Genomic DNA, 16,262 nt, shown 5'->3' with positions numbered 1-16,262 from the left:
ATCAGAACTTCAGACAAGTTGTTTGAAAATAACTACCTTTTAATGTAATCAAAAGTAATATACATATTTGTAACCTCAAACGTCAAACTTTTCTGAAAATTTTAATGTGAAAAATTGTCCATGACTTCTGACCGACTGAAGAAACATAAAGAATAATTCCTTATAAACCTCAAAAGATATAGAAGAGGTGAAAGCAGATGCTTCAAAAACCGGTGCAGCTTTTGTTATGGGTGGCAATTTGTTTGCTGGTCCTGTTAACAGTCTATGTCTTTTTTATGCTTGATATGTTATGGTCGCCCTTTTGGCTCGTTATAAAAACGATCTTTATCCCCTTGATTATTTCCATTTTTATTTCTTATTTATTACTTCCGGTCACGGAGTGGCTGCACAGCAAAGGATTACCAAGGACTTTGAGCATCTTGGTGATTTATGTTCTTTTTTTTGGCGGACTTGGCTGGGCGCTGTATAAAGGGGTACCTGTTTTAATCGTGCAGCTGACGGATTTATCAGAAAATATACCTATGTTTGCCGAAACGTACAACGGGCTTCTTCTTCATGTGCATAACCATACTGATGACTGGCCTGATGGCATGCATCATCGTATAGACAAAATGATCCGCCAGACGGAGGCGTTTTTCGCGGGAACGATCGAGGGTGCAATCAGCGGAATCCGCAACGTGCTTGATTATTTCTTAATAGCGGCAACAATTCCTTTTCTCGTGTTTTATATGGTAAAGGATATTGAGTTGATGAAAAAAACGGTATGGTACTTGACTCCGAAGTCGTGGAGAAAGCGGGGCAGCGACTTCTTGCGGGATGTGGATGACTCCCTTGGCGATTACATCCGCGGACAGCTTCTGGTCTGCTTGATTCTCGGCGTGATGGCGGGCATTACGTTCTGGATATTTGGGCTTCCATATCCGCTGATCTTGGGACTTATTTCTGGGATAACGAATGTCATACCATATTTCGGTCCTTTCATTGGAGCGGTTCCTGCGCTTTTAATTGCAATGACGATCTCAGTGAAAGCAATACTTGTTGTGGTGATTACAGTATTTATTCTGCAGTTTATGGAAGGGAATATCCTCAGTCCATTCATTGTGGGCAGAAGCCTTAAAATGCATCCTGTCGTCATCATGCTTGCGCTCCTTGCCGGGGGAGAGCTTGCGGGAATCGTCGGAATGATTCTGGCTGTTCCTGCGACGGCTGTTTTAAAAGTAATGATGATCCATTTTTTGCGGATGAGGACGGAGCATTGACATTGGCGTGCTGCTTGTCTATAATTTCTCGTAGAATACATACGAATCTCGAGTGACGGATCTGAGTACGCCGAAGCCCTGTTAAAGAGAGAAGCTCCGCAAGCTGAAAGGAGCTTTATCAGAAGATCGGAGGAAGCTAATCCTGAGTGCAGTTAATCACTGCCGCACATCCTGCGTTACAGGGTAAAAGGTGACGGGCGAATGATAATGCCCGTAATCAGGGTGGTACCGCGAGACAGCTCTCGTCCCTGTGTAAACGTGTGGTTTGCATAGGGGGAGGGCTTTTTTGCTGTCACTGAAGAGAATTTCGATTTTTATAGAGGAGGAAATACAATGAAACACTTAACTTCTGCGGAAGTGCGTCAAATGTTTTTGGATTTCTTTAAAGAAAAAGGACATGCGGTAGAGCCAAGCGCGTCATTAGTGCCTCATGAGGATCCTTCACTGCTTTGGATCAACAGCGGTGTTGCGACGCTGAAAAAATATTTTGATGGCCGTGTTGTTCCGGAAAATCCAAGAATCGTAAACGCTCAAAAAGCGATCAGAACAAACGATATAGAAAATGTAGGTAAAACTGCGCGCCATCACACATTCTTTGAAATGCTCGGAAACTTTTCCATCGGCGATTATTTCAAAGAAGAAGCCATTACATGGGCTTGGGAGTTTTTAACGAGTGACAAGTGGATTGGTTTCGACAAAGAGCTTCTCTCTGTTACGGTTCATCCTGAAGATGAAGAGGCGTATGAGTTTTGGGCGAAAAAAATCGGTATTCCTGAAGAAAGAATTATCCGTCTTGAAGGGAACTTCTGGGACATCGGTGAAGGGCCGAGCGGACCGAACACGGAAATCTTCTACGACCGCGGTGAAGCATATGGTAATGATCCAGAAGATCCGGAGCTTTATCCTGGCGGAGAAAACGACCGTTACTTAGAAGTATGGAACCTTGTGTTCTCTGAGTTCAACCATAACCCTGACGGCACTTACACGCCGCTTCCGAAGAAAAACATTGATACGGGCATGGGACTTGAAAGAATGGTATCTGTCATCCAAAATGTTCCGACAAACTTTGATACCGATTTGTTTGTTCCGATCATCAAAGCAACAGAAACCATTTCTGGTGAAACATACGGCAAAGACAATGTGAAGGACACTGCGTTTAAAGTGATTGCCGACCACATCAGAACGGTTGCCTTTGCTGTCAGTGACGGGGCGCTTCCGTCAAATGAAGGCCGCGGCTATGTATTAAGACGCTTATTGCGCCGGGCCGTGCGTTATGCCAAAACGATCAACATCCATCGTCCGTTCATGTACGATTTAGTGCCGGTTGTCGCTGAAATCATGGCAGATTTCTATCCTGAAGTGAAAGAAAAAGCGGATTTCATCGCAAAAGTCATCAAAACCGAGGAAGAGCGCTTCCACGAAACACTTAATGAAGGGCTTGCTATCCTGTCAGAAATGATCAAAAAAGAAAAAGACAAGGGCAGCAGCGTTATTTCAGGTGCCGACGTATTTAAGTTGTACGACACGTATGGATTCCCAGTTGAGCTGACGGAAGAATACGCAGAAGACGAGAACATGACGGTTGACCATAAAGGCTTTGAAGAAGAAATGAACCAGCAGCGTGAACGGGCAAGAAACGCCCGCCAGGATGTCGGCAGCATGCAGGTGCAGGGCGGCGCATTGCGCGACGTGACCGATGAAAGCACATTTGTCGGCTATTCTCATACAAAAGCTGATGCCAATGTCATTGTGCTTCTTCAGGACGGACAATTAATTGAAGAGGCTCACGAAGGAGAAAGCGTTCAAATTATTCTTGATGAAACCCCGTTCTATGCAGAAAGCGGCGGCCAAATCGGCGATAAAGGCTATCTCCGCAGCGAACAGGCAGTGGTGAGAATTAAAGATGTGCAAAAAGCGCCTAACGGCCAGCATGTACATGAGGGTGTTGTGGAGAGCGGCACTGTTCAAAAAGGCCTGCATGTTACTGCTGAAGTTGAAGACCATATGAGAAGCGGCGTCATTAAAAACCATACGGCAACGCATTTATTGCATCAGGCACTAAAAGACGTTCTTGGAACTCATGTCAATCAGGCAGGATCTCTTGTGACTGAAAACCGTCTTCGTTTTGACTTCTCGCACTTTGGCCAAGTGACAAAAGAAGAGCTTGAACAAATTGAAAGAATCGTAAACGAAAAGATCTGGGCGAGCATCCCGGTCAGCATTGATTTGAAACCGATCTCTGAAGCAAAAGAAATGGGCGCGATGGCTCTGTTCGGCGAAAAATACGGCGATATTGTCCGGGTCGTTCAAGTCGGAGATTACAGTTTAGAGCTGTGCGGCGGCTGCCATGTCAGAAACACAGCAGAAATCGGCCTGTTTAAAATCGTTTCTGAATCCGGAATCGGAGCAGGTACAAGACGGATTGAAGCTGTAACAGGACAAGGCGCTTACGTCGAAATGAACAGCCAGATCTCAGTATTGAAGCAGGCTGCTGACGAGCTGAAAACAAATATCAAAGAAGTGCCGAAACGGGTTGCGGCTCTGCAGACTGAACTGAAGGATGCACAAAGAGAAAATGAATCTCTTCTTGCGAAACTCGGCAATGTTGAAGCAGGAGCGATTCTGTCAAAAGTTAAAGAAGTTGACGGCGTGAGTGTGCTTGCGGAAAAAGTAAATGCGAAAGACATGAACCATCTCCGCACAATGGTGGATGAACTGAAAGCAAAGCTTGGCTCTGCGGTGATCGTGCTTGGTGCGGTACAAAATGATAAAGTCAATATCTCTGCCGGAGTCACAAAGGATCTCATTGAGAAGGGCCTTCATGCCGGCAAGCTGGTCAAACAAGCTGCGGAAGTTTGCGGCGGAGGCGGCGGAGGCCGTCCGGATATGGCGCAGGCAGGCGGCAAACAGCCGGAAAAATTAGAAGAAGCTTTGGCTTCTGTAGAAGATTGGGTAAAATCCGTTTTATAATTTGCCCATGTAGTGTAGAATGATGGTAAGATTAGGACCCCAGGCTGAACTTTGCCTGCGAATTTGGGAAAGAGGTGCAAAACGGTGAGCTCGTTTGATAAAACGATGAAATTTAATTTCTCCGATGATTCTGCTGAGACTAACGTAAATGAGGTGCTGATTACAGTGTATGACGCGCTTCAGGAAAAGGGCTACAATCCAATCAATCAGATTGTCGGATACTTGCTGTCAGGTGATCCCGCTTATATTCCTAGGCATCGTGACGCTCGCAATTTAATTCGCAAACTTGAAAGAGACGAATTAATCGAGGAATTGGTAAAGTCTTATTTAGAACAGCATAAAGAGGCGTAAATAAAGAATGAGAATATTAGGACTCGATTTAGGAACCAAAACACTCGGTGTTGCTCTGAGCGATGAAATGGGCTGGACTGCTCAAGGCATTGAGACCATAAAGATAAATGAAGCGGAAGGCGATTATGGTTTATCCCGTTTATCTGAACTGATAAAGGACCATACTATAGATAAAATCGTGCTCGGCTTTCCTAAGAACATGAACGGAACAGTCGGGCCGAGAGGCGAAGCCAGCCAAACATTTGCGAAAGTGCTTGAAACAACGTACAATGTTCCTGTTGTGCTGTGGGACGAGCGTCTTACCACAATGGCGGCTGAAAAAATGCTGATTGCCGCTGATGTCAGCAGGCAAAAACGAAAAAAAGTCATTGATAAAATGGCGGCTGTTATGATATTGCAAGGATATCTCGACAGCTTAAATTAAAGCCAGAGGTGAAGAAAATGGAACACGGCGAAAAAAATATTACAATTGTTGACGATCAAGGAAATGAACAGCTTTGTGAAGTGCTGTTTACATTTGAAAACGAAGAGTTTGACAAGTCTTATGTGTTGTACTACCCAATTGAAACAAAAGATGACGAAGAAGTAGAAATTCTTGCTTCCAGCTTCACGCCAAACGAAGACGGTGAAAACGGTGAGCTATTCCCGATCGAAACTGATGAGGAATGGGATATGATCGAAGAAACACTAAACACATTCTTAGCGGACGAAGACGAAGAATAAAACACCGCGCCAAAGCCGGAGCCATACTGCTCCGGCTTTTTTTCTGCTGTATGAAGGCCTCTTTCACTCTTTTTTTGTAATAAATTGCCGAAATACAATGAATCATGTAGTATAAGAGCTGATGGGAGGAGACCTAATGTATATCAATCAGCAAAAAAAATCATTTTTAAATAAAAAAAGAATTCTACTGTCTTCCATTATTGTGCTGCTTCTCATCGTTGGCGGGGCATTTTTATATGGGAAATCATTGCTTGAACCTGTTGAGGAAAACAGTAAAACGACAGTTAATATTAACATTCCGAGCGGATCGTCTGTTTCGGCCATCGCATCGATATTGAAGAAAAACGATGTCATAAAAAGCGAGAAGGCATTTCAGTATTATGTGAAATATAAAGGTGCTTCCGGGTTTCAGGCGGGATTCTATCACCTGAATAAAGGAATGGATTTAGATGCCATTATTCATAAGCTGACAAGCGGGGCTACAGGCTACGCCTTTCAAATCACGGTAACTGAGGGAGAACAGCTGACACAAATCGCAGCCGCTATTGCTGATGAAACGAAATACTCTAAAAAACAAGTCATAGCGAAGCTGGACGATGAAACATTTATCAATCAGCTGAAGAAAGAATTTCCGGACACTGTTACAAACGATGTTTTCAATAAAAACATTAACCATCCGCTGGAAGGGTACCTATTCCCGGCTACATACCCTTTTAACGATCCGGATACATCACTTGAAGACATTATTACTGCAATGGTCAAACAGACAAACTCTTATGTGGAAACTTATAAAGCAGAAATGAAAAAAAATAAACTTTCTGTGCATAAGCTGCTGACGATGGCTTCTTTAATTGAAGAAGAAGCAACTGAAAAAGCCGATCGCCATAAAATTGCGAGCGTCTTTTATAACCGCCTGAAAGAGAAAATGCCGCTTCAAACAGATCCTACCGTGCTATACGCGGCAGGCAAGCATAAAGACCGGGTTCTTTATAAGGATCTGGAAATCGAATCACCGTACAATACGTATAAAAACACGGGACTGACGCCAGGGCCGATTGCCAATGCCGGCATGTCGTCATGGGAAGCGGCGCTGCATCCGGATAAAACAGACTATCTGTACTTCTTGGCCAAATCAAATGGTGAGGTTGTATTTACAAAAACGCTAAAAGAGCATAATAAAGCAAAAGAAAAATACATTTCCTCAAAAAATGAGAAATAAAAGGAGAGCAAAAAGCTCTCCTTTTGTTCGCTTTCCGCAAGGTTTTATGATAAAATATATCGGGTTGTTTACCGATGTATCATGATGTATTCAGAGAGTGTCCTGTGTAAAAGACTGGGCACTCCTTTTTAGAACGGGAGGCTGTTTGTTGTGACTGACCGCTATGAACAAATAAATGACTATATAGAAGCATTATTGAAGCCTCGGCCGGAAAACGTGAAGAAGCTTGAAGCATATGCAGAAGAACATCATGTCCCGATCATGGAAAAAGCGGGCATGGAGGTGCTGCTTCAAATTTTGTCTGTGAAACAGCCGAAAAAAATACTAGAAATCGGAACGGCCATTGGTTATTCCGCCATTCGAATGGCGCTGGAGCTGCCGTCTGCTGAAATATATACAATTGAACGCAATGAGAAACGGCATGAAGAAGCGGTAAACAATATCAAGGAGTTTCAGCTTGATGACCGGATTCATGTTTTTTACGGAGACGCGCTTGAATTAGCCGACGCCGTTCATGTGACCGCGCCTTACGATGTCATTTTTATTGACGCTGCAAAAGGTCAGTATCAAAACTTTTTTCATTTATATGAACCGATGCTTTCACCGGACGGGGTGATTATAACAGACAACGTGCTGTTTAAAGGTCTGGTGGCAGAGGATTACAGCAAAATAGAACCGAAAAGAAGGCGCAGGCTGATAACAAAAATTGATGAATATAATCATTGGCTGATGAATCATCCGGATTATCAAACTGCGATTATTCCTGTCGGGGACGGACTTGCGATTAGTAAAAAGAAGAGGTGAACGTCATGAAAAAACCAGAGCTCTTAGTGACGCCGACGAGTACAGCGGACATTTTGCCGCTGATACAGGCGGGGGCAACTGCGTTTTTAGTTGGGGAACAGAGATACGGCTTGAGATTAGCCGGAGAATTTTCTCGTGAAGATGTAACAAAAGCTGTAGAGATCGCTCACAAAGAAGGGGTCAAAGTATACGTTGCTGTAAATGCAATTTTCCATAACGATAAAGTGGGAGAGCTTGGCGAATATCTGGCTTTCTTAGCGGAAACCGGTGTCGATGCAGCGGTATTCGGCGATCCTGCCGTGCTTATGGCTGCCCGTGAATCTGCGCCTGGCCTGAAGCTTCATTGGAGCACAGAAACAACAGGGACCAACTACTATACATGCAATTACTGGGGACGCAAAGGCGCGGCACGTTCTGTGCTTGCCAGAGAGTTGAATATGGACAGCATTGTGGAGATTAAAGAAAACGCTGAAGTCGAAATTGAAATCCACGTGCATGGAATGACATGTATGTTCCAATCGAAGCGTTCTTTGATTGGAAACTATTTTGAATACCAAGGCAAAGTCATGGACATTGAAGGAAAGAAAAAAGAATCGGGCATGTTTTTGCACGATAAAGAACGTGATAACAAATATCCGATTTTCGAAGATGAAAACGGCACGCACATCATGAGCCCGAACGATGTGTGCATCATTGATGAGCTAGAAGAATTAATAGATGCAGGCATTGATTCTTTCAAAATCGACGGTGTCCTGAAAACGCCTGAATACCTAATAGAAGTCACCAAAATGTACAGAGAAGCCATTGATCTGTGTGTGGAAAACCGTGACGAATACGAAGCGAAAAAAGAAGACTGGATTGAGCGCATTGAAAGCATCCAGCCAGTTAACAGAAAAATCGATACCGGATTCTTCTTCAAAGAAACGGTTTATTAATCAAAAGGAGGTTAAGCTATGACTGCCGTAAATGATAAAATATCCACAATCGTCAATGGTAAACGTGTGATTACGAAAAAGCCGGAGCTTCTCGCACCTGCGGGTAATCTTGAAAAGCTGAAAATTGCTGTTCATTACGGAGCGGACGCGGTCTTTATTGGGGGACAGGAATACGGGCTGCGCTCGAATGCCGATAACTTTACGATCGAAGAAATTGCAGAAGGCGTTGAATTCGCGAAACAATATGGCGCGAAGATCTACGTAACGACGAATATTTTCGCCCATAATGAAAACATGGACGGGCTTGAAGAATATTTAAAAGCGCTCGGAGACGCCAACGTTGCCGGCATCATTGTGGCAGATCCGCTTATTATCGAAACATGCCGCAGAGTGGCGCCGAATGTTGAGGTTCACTTGAGCACGCAGCAGTCTCTTTCAAACTGGAAGGCTGTCCAGTTCTGGAAGGAAGAAGGCCTTGACCGCGTCGTGCTGGCACGTGAAACAAGCGCGCTCGAAATCAGAGAAATGAAAGAAAAAGTAGATATCGAAATCGAATCCTTTATTCACGGCGCGATGTGCATCGCATATTCCGGCCGCTGTGTCCTGAGCAATCACATGACAGCGCGGGATTCCAACCGCGGAGGCTGCTGCCAGTCATGCCGCTGGGATTATGATCTCTATCAAACAGATGGTGCTAACGCCGTTGCTTTGTATGGTGAAGAAGATGCGCCATTTGCGATGAGTCCGAAAGATTTGAAGCTGATTGAATCCATTCCGAAAATGATCGAAATGGGCATCGACAGCTTAAAGATTGAAGGTCGCATGAAATCAATTCACTATGTAGCAACAGTAGTCAGCGTATACCGCAAAGTAATTGACGCTTATTGTGCTGATCCGGATAACTTTGTGATTCAAAAAGAATGGCTTGAAGAGCTTGATAAGTGCGCCAACCGGGACACTGCGACAGCTTTCTTTGAAGGAACGCCAGGCTATGAAGAGCAAATGTTTGGCGAGCATGCCAAAAAAACAACGTTTGATTTTGTCGGCTTAGTGCTGAATTATGATGAAGACACACAAATGGTCACGCTTCAGCAGCGCAATTTCTTCAAAAAAGGCGACGAAGTGGAATTTTTCGGTCCGGAAATCGAAAACTTTACACACACGATTGAAACCATTTGGGACGAAGACGGAAATGAGCTAGATGCTGCCCGCCATCCCCTGCAAATTGTCAAATTCAAACTAGACAAAAAGATTTATCCGAGCAACATGATGAGAAAGGGGAAGTAACACCCATGGGTAAGAATCCAGTAGTCATTGGAATCGCAGGAGGTTCCGGTTCAGGAAAAACGAGTGTCACACGGTCAATTTATGAACAATTTAAAGGACACTCGATTTTAATGATCCAACAAGACCTTTATTATAAAGACCAAAGCCATCTTCCATTTGAAGAAAGGCTGAACACAAACTATGATCATCCGCTTGCGTTTGATAATGACTATTTAATCGAGCATATTCAGGATCTATTGAATTATCGCCCGATTGAAAAGCCGATTTACGATTATAAGCTTCACACACGTTCAGAAGAAACGGTTCACGTAGAGCCCAAGGATGTTATTATCCTTGAAGGCATTCTTGTTCTTGAAGACAAAAGGCTCCGTGATCTGATGGATATCAAGCTTTACGTTGATACAGACGCTGACTTGCGTATCATCAGACGGATTATGAGAGATATTAATGAGCGCGGCCGCTCTATTGATTCTGTTATTGAACAATATGTGTCAGTTGTCCGCCCGATGCATAACCAATTTGTCGAGCCGACGAAACGATACGCTGATATTATTATCCCGGAAGGCGGACAGAATCACGTCGCAATTGATCTGATGGTCACAAAAATCCAAACCATTCTTGAACAAAACGCGATTTTGTAATACCATAGCATAGACATAAATAACTCTGACCATATTATGTATAGGCAGGAAGGGGATGCGCGAATTCCCTTCTTTCCCTGTTTATAAACGCGAAATATTTGCAGAACGACGAGATTCAGTTTAAGATAAACAGTACCTATATGGGAGAGAAGAACGAGGACTGCCCTGTGTTCTCATTCTTGTATTTTTTAGTTTATGCTCTCATACATAATCGAAGATGTTGAGGGACAACCAGAAGGAGTGAAGGGACATGGCACAAGAGAAAGTTTTTCCTATGACTGCAGAAGGAAAACAAAAACTTGAACAAGAATTAGAATATTTGAAAACGGTTAAACGAAAAGAAGTAGTAGAGCGCATCAAAATTGCGAGAAGCTTCGGAGACCTTTCCGAGAACTCTGAATACGATTCAGCGAAAGAAGAGCAGGCATTCGTAGAGGGCCGTGTGACGACTCTTGAAAATATGATCCGCAATGCGAAAATCATTGAAGATGACGGCGGCTCTAACGTTGTCGGTTTGGGTAAAACCGTCACTTTCGTCGAACTGCCTGACGGTGACGAAGAATCATATACAATCGTTGGAAGCGCTGAAGCTGATCCGTTTGAAGGAAAAATCTCAAACGATTCACCAATCGCCAAAAGCCTGCTGGGCAAAAAAGTAGATGATGAAGTGACAGTTCAAACACCGGGCGGAGAAATGCTCGTGAAAATTGTGAAAATTTCATAATATCCGTTTAGCAAAGAAACACCTCGTCCACAATGTGGGTGAGGTGTTTTTTTATGAAGATATCGAAACGAATGAAGCTGACAGTCATCGCTTTTTTGATCGTGTTTTTTTTCCTTCTGCTAAGGCTGGCGGAAATCCAGCTGTTTTTCACAGAATCATTTTCTAAAAAGAAAATCAATTTGATCCAAGAAAGCGTGAAACAGCGGACGGAGGAAGTGCTCATTTCTGATGGAAGAGGTTCCTTTTTAGATCGAAACGGGCAGGCGCTGACCGGCAAAAGTGAGCCTGCGGTTGTTTTGTTCCCTTTTCTGCTGACGCAGGATTGGCCGATCAAAAAAGTTGCAGACATCCTCGGCATGTCTGAAGATGAACTGCACCAGACACTCGCAAAAGCAAAAAAACCGGTCATTTTACAGCAAAAGAAAATCAAAACACTTTCGAAACAATCCATCACAAAAATCAATTCTTTGAAATATCCCGGAATTTACGGCGTATATATGGAGAATGAAGACAAGCCCAGCCTTGCTTCACATACGATCGGGAGCACGAATCAAGATCCGGCGCTTCTCCGCAGGAAATATCCTGATAAGGAGAGCCTTCCGGTTACAACGGAAATCGGAACAACGGGATTAGAACGGACATTTGATGAGTTTTTGCTTCCGGAACAAGACACAAAACTTTTATATCATGTGGACGGAAAAGGAAACCCTTTGTTTGGCATGGACGTCAAATACACAGCTGAAGCCAATACGTTTTATCCGCTTCAGGTCAAAACAACGATCGACCAAAGCTTTCAAAAAGCGATGGAGGAGGTATTGGATGAACAGGGGCTGAAAAAAGGAGGAGCCGTGCTGCTGGACATCGAAAATAGCAGTGTTCTGGGAATTGTAAGCAAACCGGATGCCGATGTGTCTCATCAAAACACGCTTCAAAATTACATGCTGACGCCAATCTATCCCGGCTCTGTTTTTAAAACAGTCATTGCCGCAGCTGCGATCGAAAATGATACAGTGAAGCCGAGCCAAACCTTTAATTGCAATTTAAACCTGTACGGGGAACCGGGCGACGACAAAGGAACCTTGTCTTTTGATGAAAGTTTTGCCCAAAGCTGCAATTACACATTTACGAGTCTTGCTGAACAATTAATGAAAAAAGACAGCTCAGTTATTGAAGACATGTCCGAAAAGCTTGCTCTCACTGATCGGGCAGGCTGGGAAGGAAAACTGTATCACGAAACAGATTTCCGCCAGTTGTATAATGAAAAAAGCGGCGTGATTTGGGGGGATGAAAAAGACAAATCAGTCAAAAAAGCCATTGCGCAAACAGCAATCGGGCAGAAAAATGTAAAGGTAACGCCGCTCGAGGTAGCCAATATGATGGCAACGATCGCCCGCGGCGGAGAAAAGCGCCAGGTGAAAATCGCTGAACAGATTGAATATAAAAACGGCACAACGCTCGTCAAGTTTAAAGATCAGAAGCTCAAAGGAGAAACGATAGACAAATATACGGCACAGCAGCTTCAAAAAATGCTGCGGCGGGTGGTGGAATCTCCTTCCGGAACGGGCAGAAGGTTTCAGGATCTTCCGTATACTGTAGCAGGGAAGTCAGGCACAGCCCAGACAGGCAAGCTTTCAAAAGAGAAAGAAACGCTTTATGAAAAATGGTTTGCCGGATATTTTCCTGCGGATAAGCCGAAATACGCTCTTGTCGTTTTACACATGGATACACCGGGGGATAAGGCTCTGACAAATTCGGTGTTTTATGATATTGTTAAAAAAGTACACGAAATTGAAATCAATCAGAAATAGAACAACTTCTCAGCACATGGTAAAATATATGCTGAGCCAAGAGGGATAAAGGAGTGCAGAATTATTGAGCAATAATCAATCTCGTTATGAAAACCGTGATAAGCGCAGGAAAGCTAATTTAGTGCTTAACATTTTAATCGCAATCGTATCCATACTAATTGTCGTAGTAGCAGCTAATCTATTCATTAACAGTCCTTCTAGCAAAGATGTCAGCAAGGATTCTGAAACGGCGCAAAAACAGGAATCTCCGGCTTCAGGAAAGACGGAAAAGAAATCGGATGAGGATATAAAAGACAGCAAGAAAGATACATCTGACAGCGAAAAGGATTCTGAGAAGTCTTCTGACTCAGATTCAGATTCCAAAAAAGATGATTCTTCTAAAAGTGATGAATCAGATTCTGATTCAGACTCAAGCTCAGACGACCCGCTTAAAGACGCAAAAGTAACAGAAGGCGGCTCATCAAGCGATGTGGAAAAAACGTATGAAAACCCTGACTGGAAAGCAGTCGGAACTGAGCAGACGGGCGAGCATGCCGCCACTTATGACTCAAGCTCACAAGACTGGGCTGAGATGCTTAAAGCCATTTCATATGCAACCGGAGTCTCAACAGATCACATGACGGTGCTTTGGCTCGGAAATAACGGCAGCCCGCAGGATGCCAAAGGCAAGATTTTAGACAAGACGACTGGAGATAAATATCAAGTCACGATTACATGGGTTGATGAAAAAGGCTGGAAGCCGACAAAAGTAGAAAAATTAAAATAAACAAAAGCAGCCGGATTAGAACCGGCTGCTTTTGTTTTAGGCTTCAGCTGCGAAATGAACAACCGCGCTGTACAATATTCTTCCGTCTGCCACAGCAGTCTGGTGTGAAACAGATTTCACCCGGAGCATGATGGCTTTATTGTTTTCAATTTGTGTATTGATTTTCTTTTCAAGCTCCTGCAATGAAGCCGCTTCAAAAAATTCCACTTTGTCTTTTATCAGATCTAATTGAAAATTCATATCTCGACCCTCCAGCTTTCACAAGTCATATGAAGTATAAGCTTTTTGACGGGTAACGCGCAATATAGATAGCATAAAATACACAAAGTGTTTTAGTACCTGCTTTCCAGAAGATGTGGTATTATAGGAACTGTTCCATCATCAATTCATAGTATGCTTATAGGAATTATAAAATATGGAGTGTGACAAATATGGGACGTGAATTTATCCCTCTCTTTGAAGATTGGGCAGCAACTTATGATCAAACAGTACAAGGTTTTGATATTCAGTATAAAGAAGCGTTCAGAGGCTATGATGATATTCTTGATGCCATCGTCAGCAGGTCTGGAACGCATGTGTTAGAATTTGGCCCGGGGACCGGGAATTTGACAGCCAAGCTGCTGGATGCGGGCAAATCTGTATTTGGAATCGAACCGTCTCCCGCAATGCGCAAATTGGCTTCTGACAAGCTTTCAGGCAGGGCAGAATTCGTTGATGGAGACTTCCTGACATTTCCTGAGCCGCCATTTCAAGCTGACACGATTGTCAGTTCATATGCTTTTCATCATTTGACCGACGAAGAAAAGCGGGCTGCTATAAAGCAATATGGCAAATACCTTCACTTGCATGATAAAATAGTGTTTGCCGATACCGTCTTTGAAGATGTGCAAGCATATCAACAGGCTATTGATAAAGCACGTTCTCAAGGCTTCTATCAGTTGGCAAACGATTTAGAGACGGAGCATTATCCTACATTGGATGCGTTGAAAGAGATGTTTACAGCTGAAGGTTTTGCAGTCCAATTCACTCAGCACAACGATTTCGTGTGGATAATGGAGGCGATCAAACGGTAAAGTGAAGGGAATGTGAATAGATGAAACTAGCAGTCATCGGAGCAATGGAAGAGGAAGTCACCATCCTAAGAAGCAAACTTGAACATGCAAAAACAGAAACAATCGCACATTGTGAATTTACAACAGGCGAATATGAAGGAACCGAAGTGATTCTTTTAAAATCAGGAATTGGAAAAGTAAATGCTGCGATCAGCACGACGCTTTTGCTTGATCGTTACAAGCCTGATTATGTCATTAACACAGGCTCAGCGGGCGGATTTCATCATACATTGAATGTAGGAGATGTCGTCATTTCCACTGATGTTCGCCACCATGATGTAGATGTAACGGCCTTTGACTATGAATACGGGCAGGTGCCGGGTCTTCCGGCTGCTTATGCCGCGGACGAAAAGCTGATCAGCATCACTGAAGAAGCGATTTCTGAACTCGACGGCATTCAGGTTGCAAAAGGAACGATCGCAACAGGCGATTCTTTCATGAACGATCCGAAGCGGGTTGAAGAAGTGCGTGCGAGATTTTCTGATCTGTACGCGGTTGAAATGGAGGCTGCGGCAGTAGCTCAAGTGTGCCATCAATTTAAAACGCCGTTTGTCGTCATCAGAGCGTTATCCGATATCGCAGGAAAAGAATCACATGTATCATTTGACCAATTTTTAGAGCAGGCAGCTGTCAATTCAACAGAGCTTGTGTTAAAGGTGATCAAACGAATTCATTAAAACGGGGGAGAGTTCTCCTCTGTTTTCCCTAAAAACAACCTCTATCAAGGAGGAGGACATATATGACGGTTATTACGGACATTACCGAGCTGATTGGGAATACACCGCTTCTCCGCCTGAAGAACTTTGATGTTCCTGAAGGAGTCGCAGTGTATGCCAAGCTTGAAATGATGAATCCCGGCGGAAGCATTAAAGACAGACTGGGAGATATGCTGATCCGTGACGCGCTGGATTCAGGCAAGGTGAATCCTGGCGGAGTAATTATAGAAGCTACGGCAGGCAATACAGGAATCGGCCTTGCGCTGAGTGCCAGAAAATATGGGTTAAAAGCGATTTTCTGTGTCCCTGAACATTTCAGTACAGAGAAACAGCAAATTATGCAAGCGCTTGGAGCATCAATCATTCATACACCGCGTCAAGACGGAATGCAGGGAGCCATTCAAAAAGCCATGCAGCTGGAGACTGAAATTGAAAATTCTTATTGCGTTTTGCAATTTAAAAATCGAGTAAATCCATCGACTTACTACATGACGCTTGGACCTGAAATATGGGAAGCGCTTGACGGCAATATTCATACGTTCGTGGCAGGGGCAGGATCAGGAGGCACATTCGCAGGAACTGCTTCTTTCTTAAAAGAAAAAAATCCAGCAGTCAAAACAGTGATTGTCGAACCGGAAGGCTCCATTTTAAACGGAGGAGAGCCTCACGCTCATAAAACAGAAGGCATCGGCATGGAGTTTATTCCCGACTATATGAATGAAAGCCATTTTGATGAGATCTACACCGTAACAGATGAGAATGCGTTTAAACTTGTGAAAGAAGCGGCAGAAAAAGAAGGTCTGCTGATCGGAAGCTCTTCAGGTGCAGCGCTTTATGCAGCATTGGAGGAAGCGAAAAAAGCATCCGCAGGAACAAACATTGTCACCGTATTTCCTGACAGCAGCGATCGATATATCAGCAAACAAATATATGAAGGAGGCATCTGA

General features: G+C 43.7%; 17 protein-coding genes. 16 read left to right on the top strand and 1 reads right to left on the bottom strand.

The window, feature by feature from the left end; all coding sequences use genetic code 11:
* The first annotated feature begins 197 nt into the window (after positions 1–197).
* The 13 genes from M1M80_RS13885 to M1M80_RS13825 all read left to right on the top strand — a co-directional run bounded on the left by M1M80_RS13885 (position 198) and on the right by M1M80_RS13825 (position 13,487).
* Entirely contained in the window at positions 198–1,259 is a 1,062-nt protein-coding gene (locus M1M80_RS13885) for an AI-2E family transporter (protein ID WP_019259031.1), read from the top strand.
* A 333-nt stretch (positions 1,260–1,592) separates the two neighbouring features.
* Complete coding sequence (alaS, locus tag M1M80_RS13880) at positions 1,593–4,229, top strand: alanine--tRNA ligase (protein WP_060399131.1); 2,637 nt, start codon at positions 1,593–1,595, stop codon at positions 4,227–4,229.
* A gap of 84 nt (positions 4,230–4,313) precedes the next feature.
* Positions 4,314–4,580: an IreB family regulatory phosphoprotein gene (locus M1M80_RS13875; RefSeq protein ID WP_003225903.1), complete on the top strand. Its 267-nt coding sequence runs from the start codon at positions 4,314–4,316 to the stop codon at positions 4,578–4,580.
* Positions 4,581–4,587: 7 nt separating this feature from the next.
* Positions 4,588–5,004 (top strand): Holliday junction resolvase RuvX, encoded by a 417-nt coding sequence (gene ruvX, locus M1M80_RS13870; RefSeq protein ID WP_003237472.1) that lies wholly within the window; start codon positions 4,588–4,590, stop codon positions 5,002–5,004.
* 17 nt (positions 5,005–5,021) lie between these two features.
* Complete coding sequence (locus tag M1M80_RS13865; protein WP_003237470.1) at positions 5,022–5,303, top strand: DUF1292 domain-containing protein; 282 nt, start codon at positions 5,022–5,024, stop codon at positions 5,301–5,303.
* A 136-nt stretch (positions 5,304–5,439) separates the two neighbouring features.
* Positions 5,440–6,522: an endolytic transglycosylase MltG gene (gene mltG / locus M1M80_RS13860; protein ID WP_060399130.1), complete on the top strand. Its 1,083-nt coding sequence runs from the start codon at positions 5,440–5,442 to the stop codon at positions 6,520–6,522.
* Between the two features lie 150 nt (positions 6,523–6,672).
* A complete protein-coding gene (locus tag M1M80_RS13855) occupies positions 6,673–7,326 on the top strand; it encodes an O-methyltransferase (protein ID WP_003237467.1) in 654 nt (217 codons plus the stop codon).
* A 5-nt stretch (positions 7,327–7,331) separates the two neighbouring features.
* Positions 7,332–8,261, top strand: coding sequence for a peptidase U32 family protein (locus M1M80_RS13850; RefSeq protein ID WP_060399129.1), 930 nt, complete (start codon positions 7,332–7,334; stop codon positions 8,259–8,261).
* 18 nt (positions 8,262–8,279) lie between these two features.
* Positions 8,280–9,548: a peptidase U32 family protein gene (locus M1M80_RS13845; RefSeq protein WP_014114598.1), complete on the top strand. Its 1,269-nt coding sequence runs from the start codon at positions 8,280–8,282 to the stop codon at positions 9,546–9,548.
* A gap of 5 nt (positions 9,549–9,553) precedes the next feature.
* Positions 9,554–10,189, top strand: a complete 636-nt coding sequence (gene udk, locus M1M80_RS13840) for a uridine kinase (protein ID WP_003225916.1) — start codon at positions 9,554–9,556, stop codon at positions 10,187–10,189.
* Positions 10,190–10,439: 250 nt separating this feature from the next.
* Entirely contained in the window at positions 10,440–10,913 is a 474-nt protein-coding gene (gene greA / locus M1M80_RS13835; protein WP_003237373.1) for a transcription elongation factor GreA, read from the top strand.
* 53 nt (positions 10,914–10,966) lie between these two features.
* Positions 10,967–12,721 carry a peptidoglycan D,D-transpeptidase FtsI family protein gene (locus M1M80_RS13830; protein WP_060399128.1) on the top strand — a complete coding sequence of 585 codons (1,755 nt, stop codon included), beginning with the start codon at positions 10,967–10,969 and terminating at the stop codon, positions 12,719–12,721.
* A 64-nt stretch (positions 12,722–12,785) separates the two neighbouring features.
* Entirely contained in the window at positions 12,786–13,487 is a 702-nt protein-coding gene (locus tag M1M80_RS13825; protein WP_019259025.1) for a YrrS family protein, read from the top strand.
* Positions 13,488–13,523: 36 nt separating this feature from the next.
* On the opposite strand, the gene M1M80_RS13820 is transcribed toward M1M80_RS13825, so the two are convergent.
* On the bottom strand, positions 13,524–13,727 hold the full coding sequence (locus M1M80_RS13820) for a YrzA family protein (RefSeq protein WP_003225924.1): 204 nt from the start codon (positions 13,725–13,727) through the stop codon (positions 13,524–13,526).
* Between the two features lie 191 nt (positions 13,728–13,918).
* Between M1M80_RS13820 and M1M80_RS13815 the strand changes: the two genes are divergently transcribed.
* The 3 genes from M1M80_RS13815 (at position 13,919) to M1M80_RS13805 (ending at position 16,262) form a co-directional block, all read left to right on the top strand.
* A complete protein-coding gene (locus M1M80_RS13815; RefSeq protein WP_019259024.1) occupies positions 13,919–14,560 on the top strand; it encodes a class I SAM-dependent DNA methyltransferase in 642 nt (213 codons plus the stop codon).
* Positions 14,561–14,580: 20 nt separating this feature from the next.
* Positions 14,581–15,276 (top strand): 5'-methylthioadenosine/S-adenosylhomocysteine nucleosidase, encoded by a 696-nt coding sequence (mtnN, locus tag M1M80_RS13810; protein WP_019259023.1) that lies wholly within the window; start codon positions 14,581–14,583, stop codon positions 15,274–15,276.
* A gap of 62 nt (positions 15,277–15,338) precedes the next feature.
* Entirely contained in the window at positions 15,339–16,262 is a 924-nt protein-coding gene (locus M1M80_RS13805) for an O-acetylserine dependent cystathionine beta-synthase (RefSeq protein WP_060399127.1), read from the top strand.

Source organism: Bacillus inaquosorum (assembly GCF_023238325.1).
Lineage (GTDB): Bacteria > Bacillota > Bacilli > Bacillales > Bacillaceae > Bacillus > Bacillus inaquosorum.
This window is presented reverse-complemented; position numbering and strand designations above follow the sequence as displayed.

Bases quoted from the DNA above. Each gene is read 5' to 3' on its own strand.
- M1M80_RS13865 (WP_003237470.1), top strand. From the start codon at position 5,022: ATGGAACACGGCGAAAAAAATATTACAATTGTTGACGATCAAGGAAAT.
- mltG (WP_060399130.1), top strand. From the start codon at position 5,440: ATGTATATCAATCAGCAAAAAAAATCATTTTTAAATAAAAAAAGAATT.
- M1M80_RS13820 (WP_003225924.1), bottom strand. From the start codon at position 13,727: ATGAATTTTCAATTAGATCTGATAAAAGACAAAGTGGAATTTTTTGAA.
- mtnN (WP_019259023.1), top strand. From the start codon at position 14,581: ATGAAACTAGCAGTCATCGGAGCAATGGAAGAGGAAGTCACCATCCTA.
- M1M80_RS13885 (WP_019259031.1), top strand. From the start codon at position 198: ATGCTTCAAAAACCGGTGCAGCTTTTGTTATGGGTGGCAATTTGTTTG.
- M1M80_RS13845 (WP_014114598.1), top strand. From the start codon at position 8,280: ATGACTGCCGTAAATGATAAAATATCCACAATCGTCAATGGTAAACGT.
- M1M80_RS13850 (WP_060399129.1), top strand. From the start codon at position 7,332: ATGAAAAAACCAGAGCTCTTAGTGACGCCGACGAGTACAGCGGACATT.
- M1M80_RS13815 (WP_019259024.1), top strand. From the start codon at position 13,919: ATGGGACGTGAATTTATCCCTCTCTTTGAAGATTGGGCAGCAACTTAT.
- M1M80_RS13805 (WP_060399127.1), top strand. From the start codon at position 15,339: ATGACGGTTATTACGGACATTACCGAGCTGATTGGGAATACACCGCTT.
- udk (WP_003225916.1), top strand. From the start codon at position 9,554: ATGGGTAAGAATCCAGTAGTCATTGGAATCGCAGGAGGTTCCGGTTCA.
- ruvX (WP_003237472.1), top strand. From the start codon at position 4,588: ATGAGAATATTAGGACTCGATTTAGGAACCAAAACACTCGGTGTTGCT.
- greA (WP_003237373.1), top strand. From the start codon at position 10,440: ATGGCACAAGAGAAAGTTTTTCCTATGACTGCAGAAGGAAAACAAAAA.
- alaS (WP_060399131.1), top strand. From the start codon at position 1,593: ATGAAACACTTAACTTCTGCGGAAGTGCGTCAAATGTTTTTGGATTTC.
- M1M80_RS13830 (WP_060399128.1), top strand. From the start codon at position 10,967: ATGAAGATATCGAAACGAATGAAGCTGACAGTCATCGCTTTTTTGATC.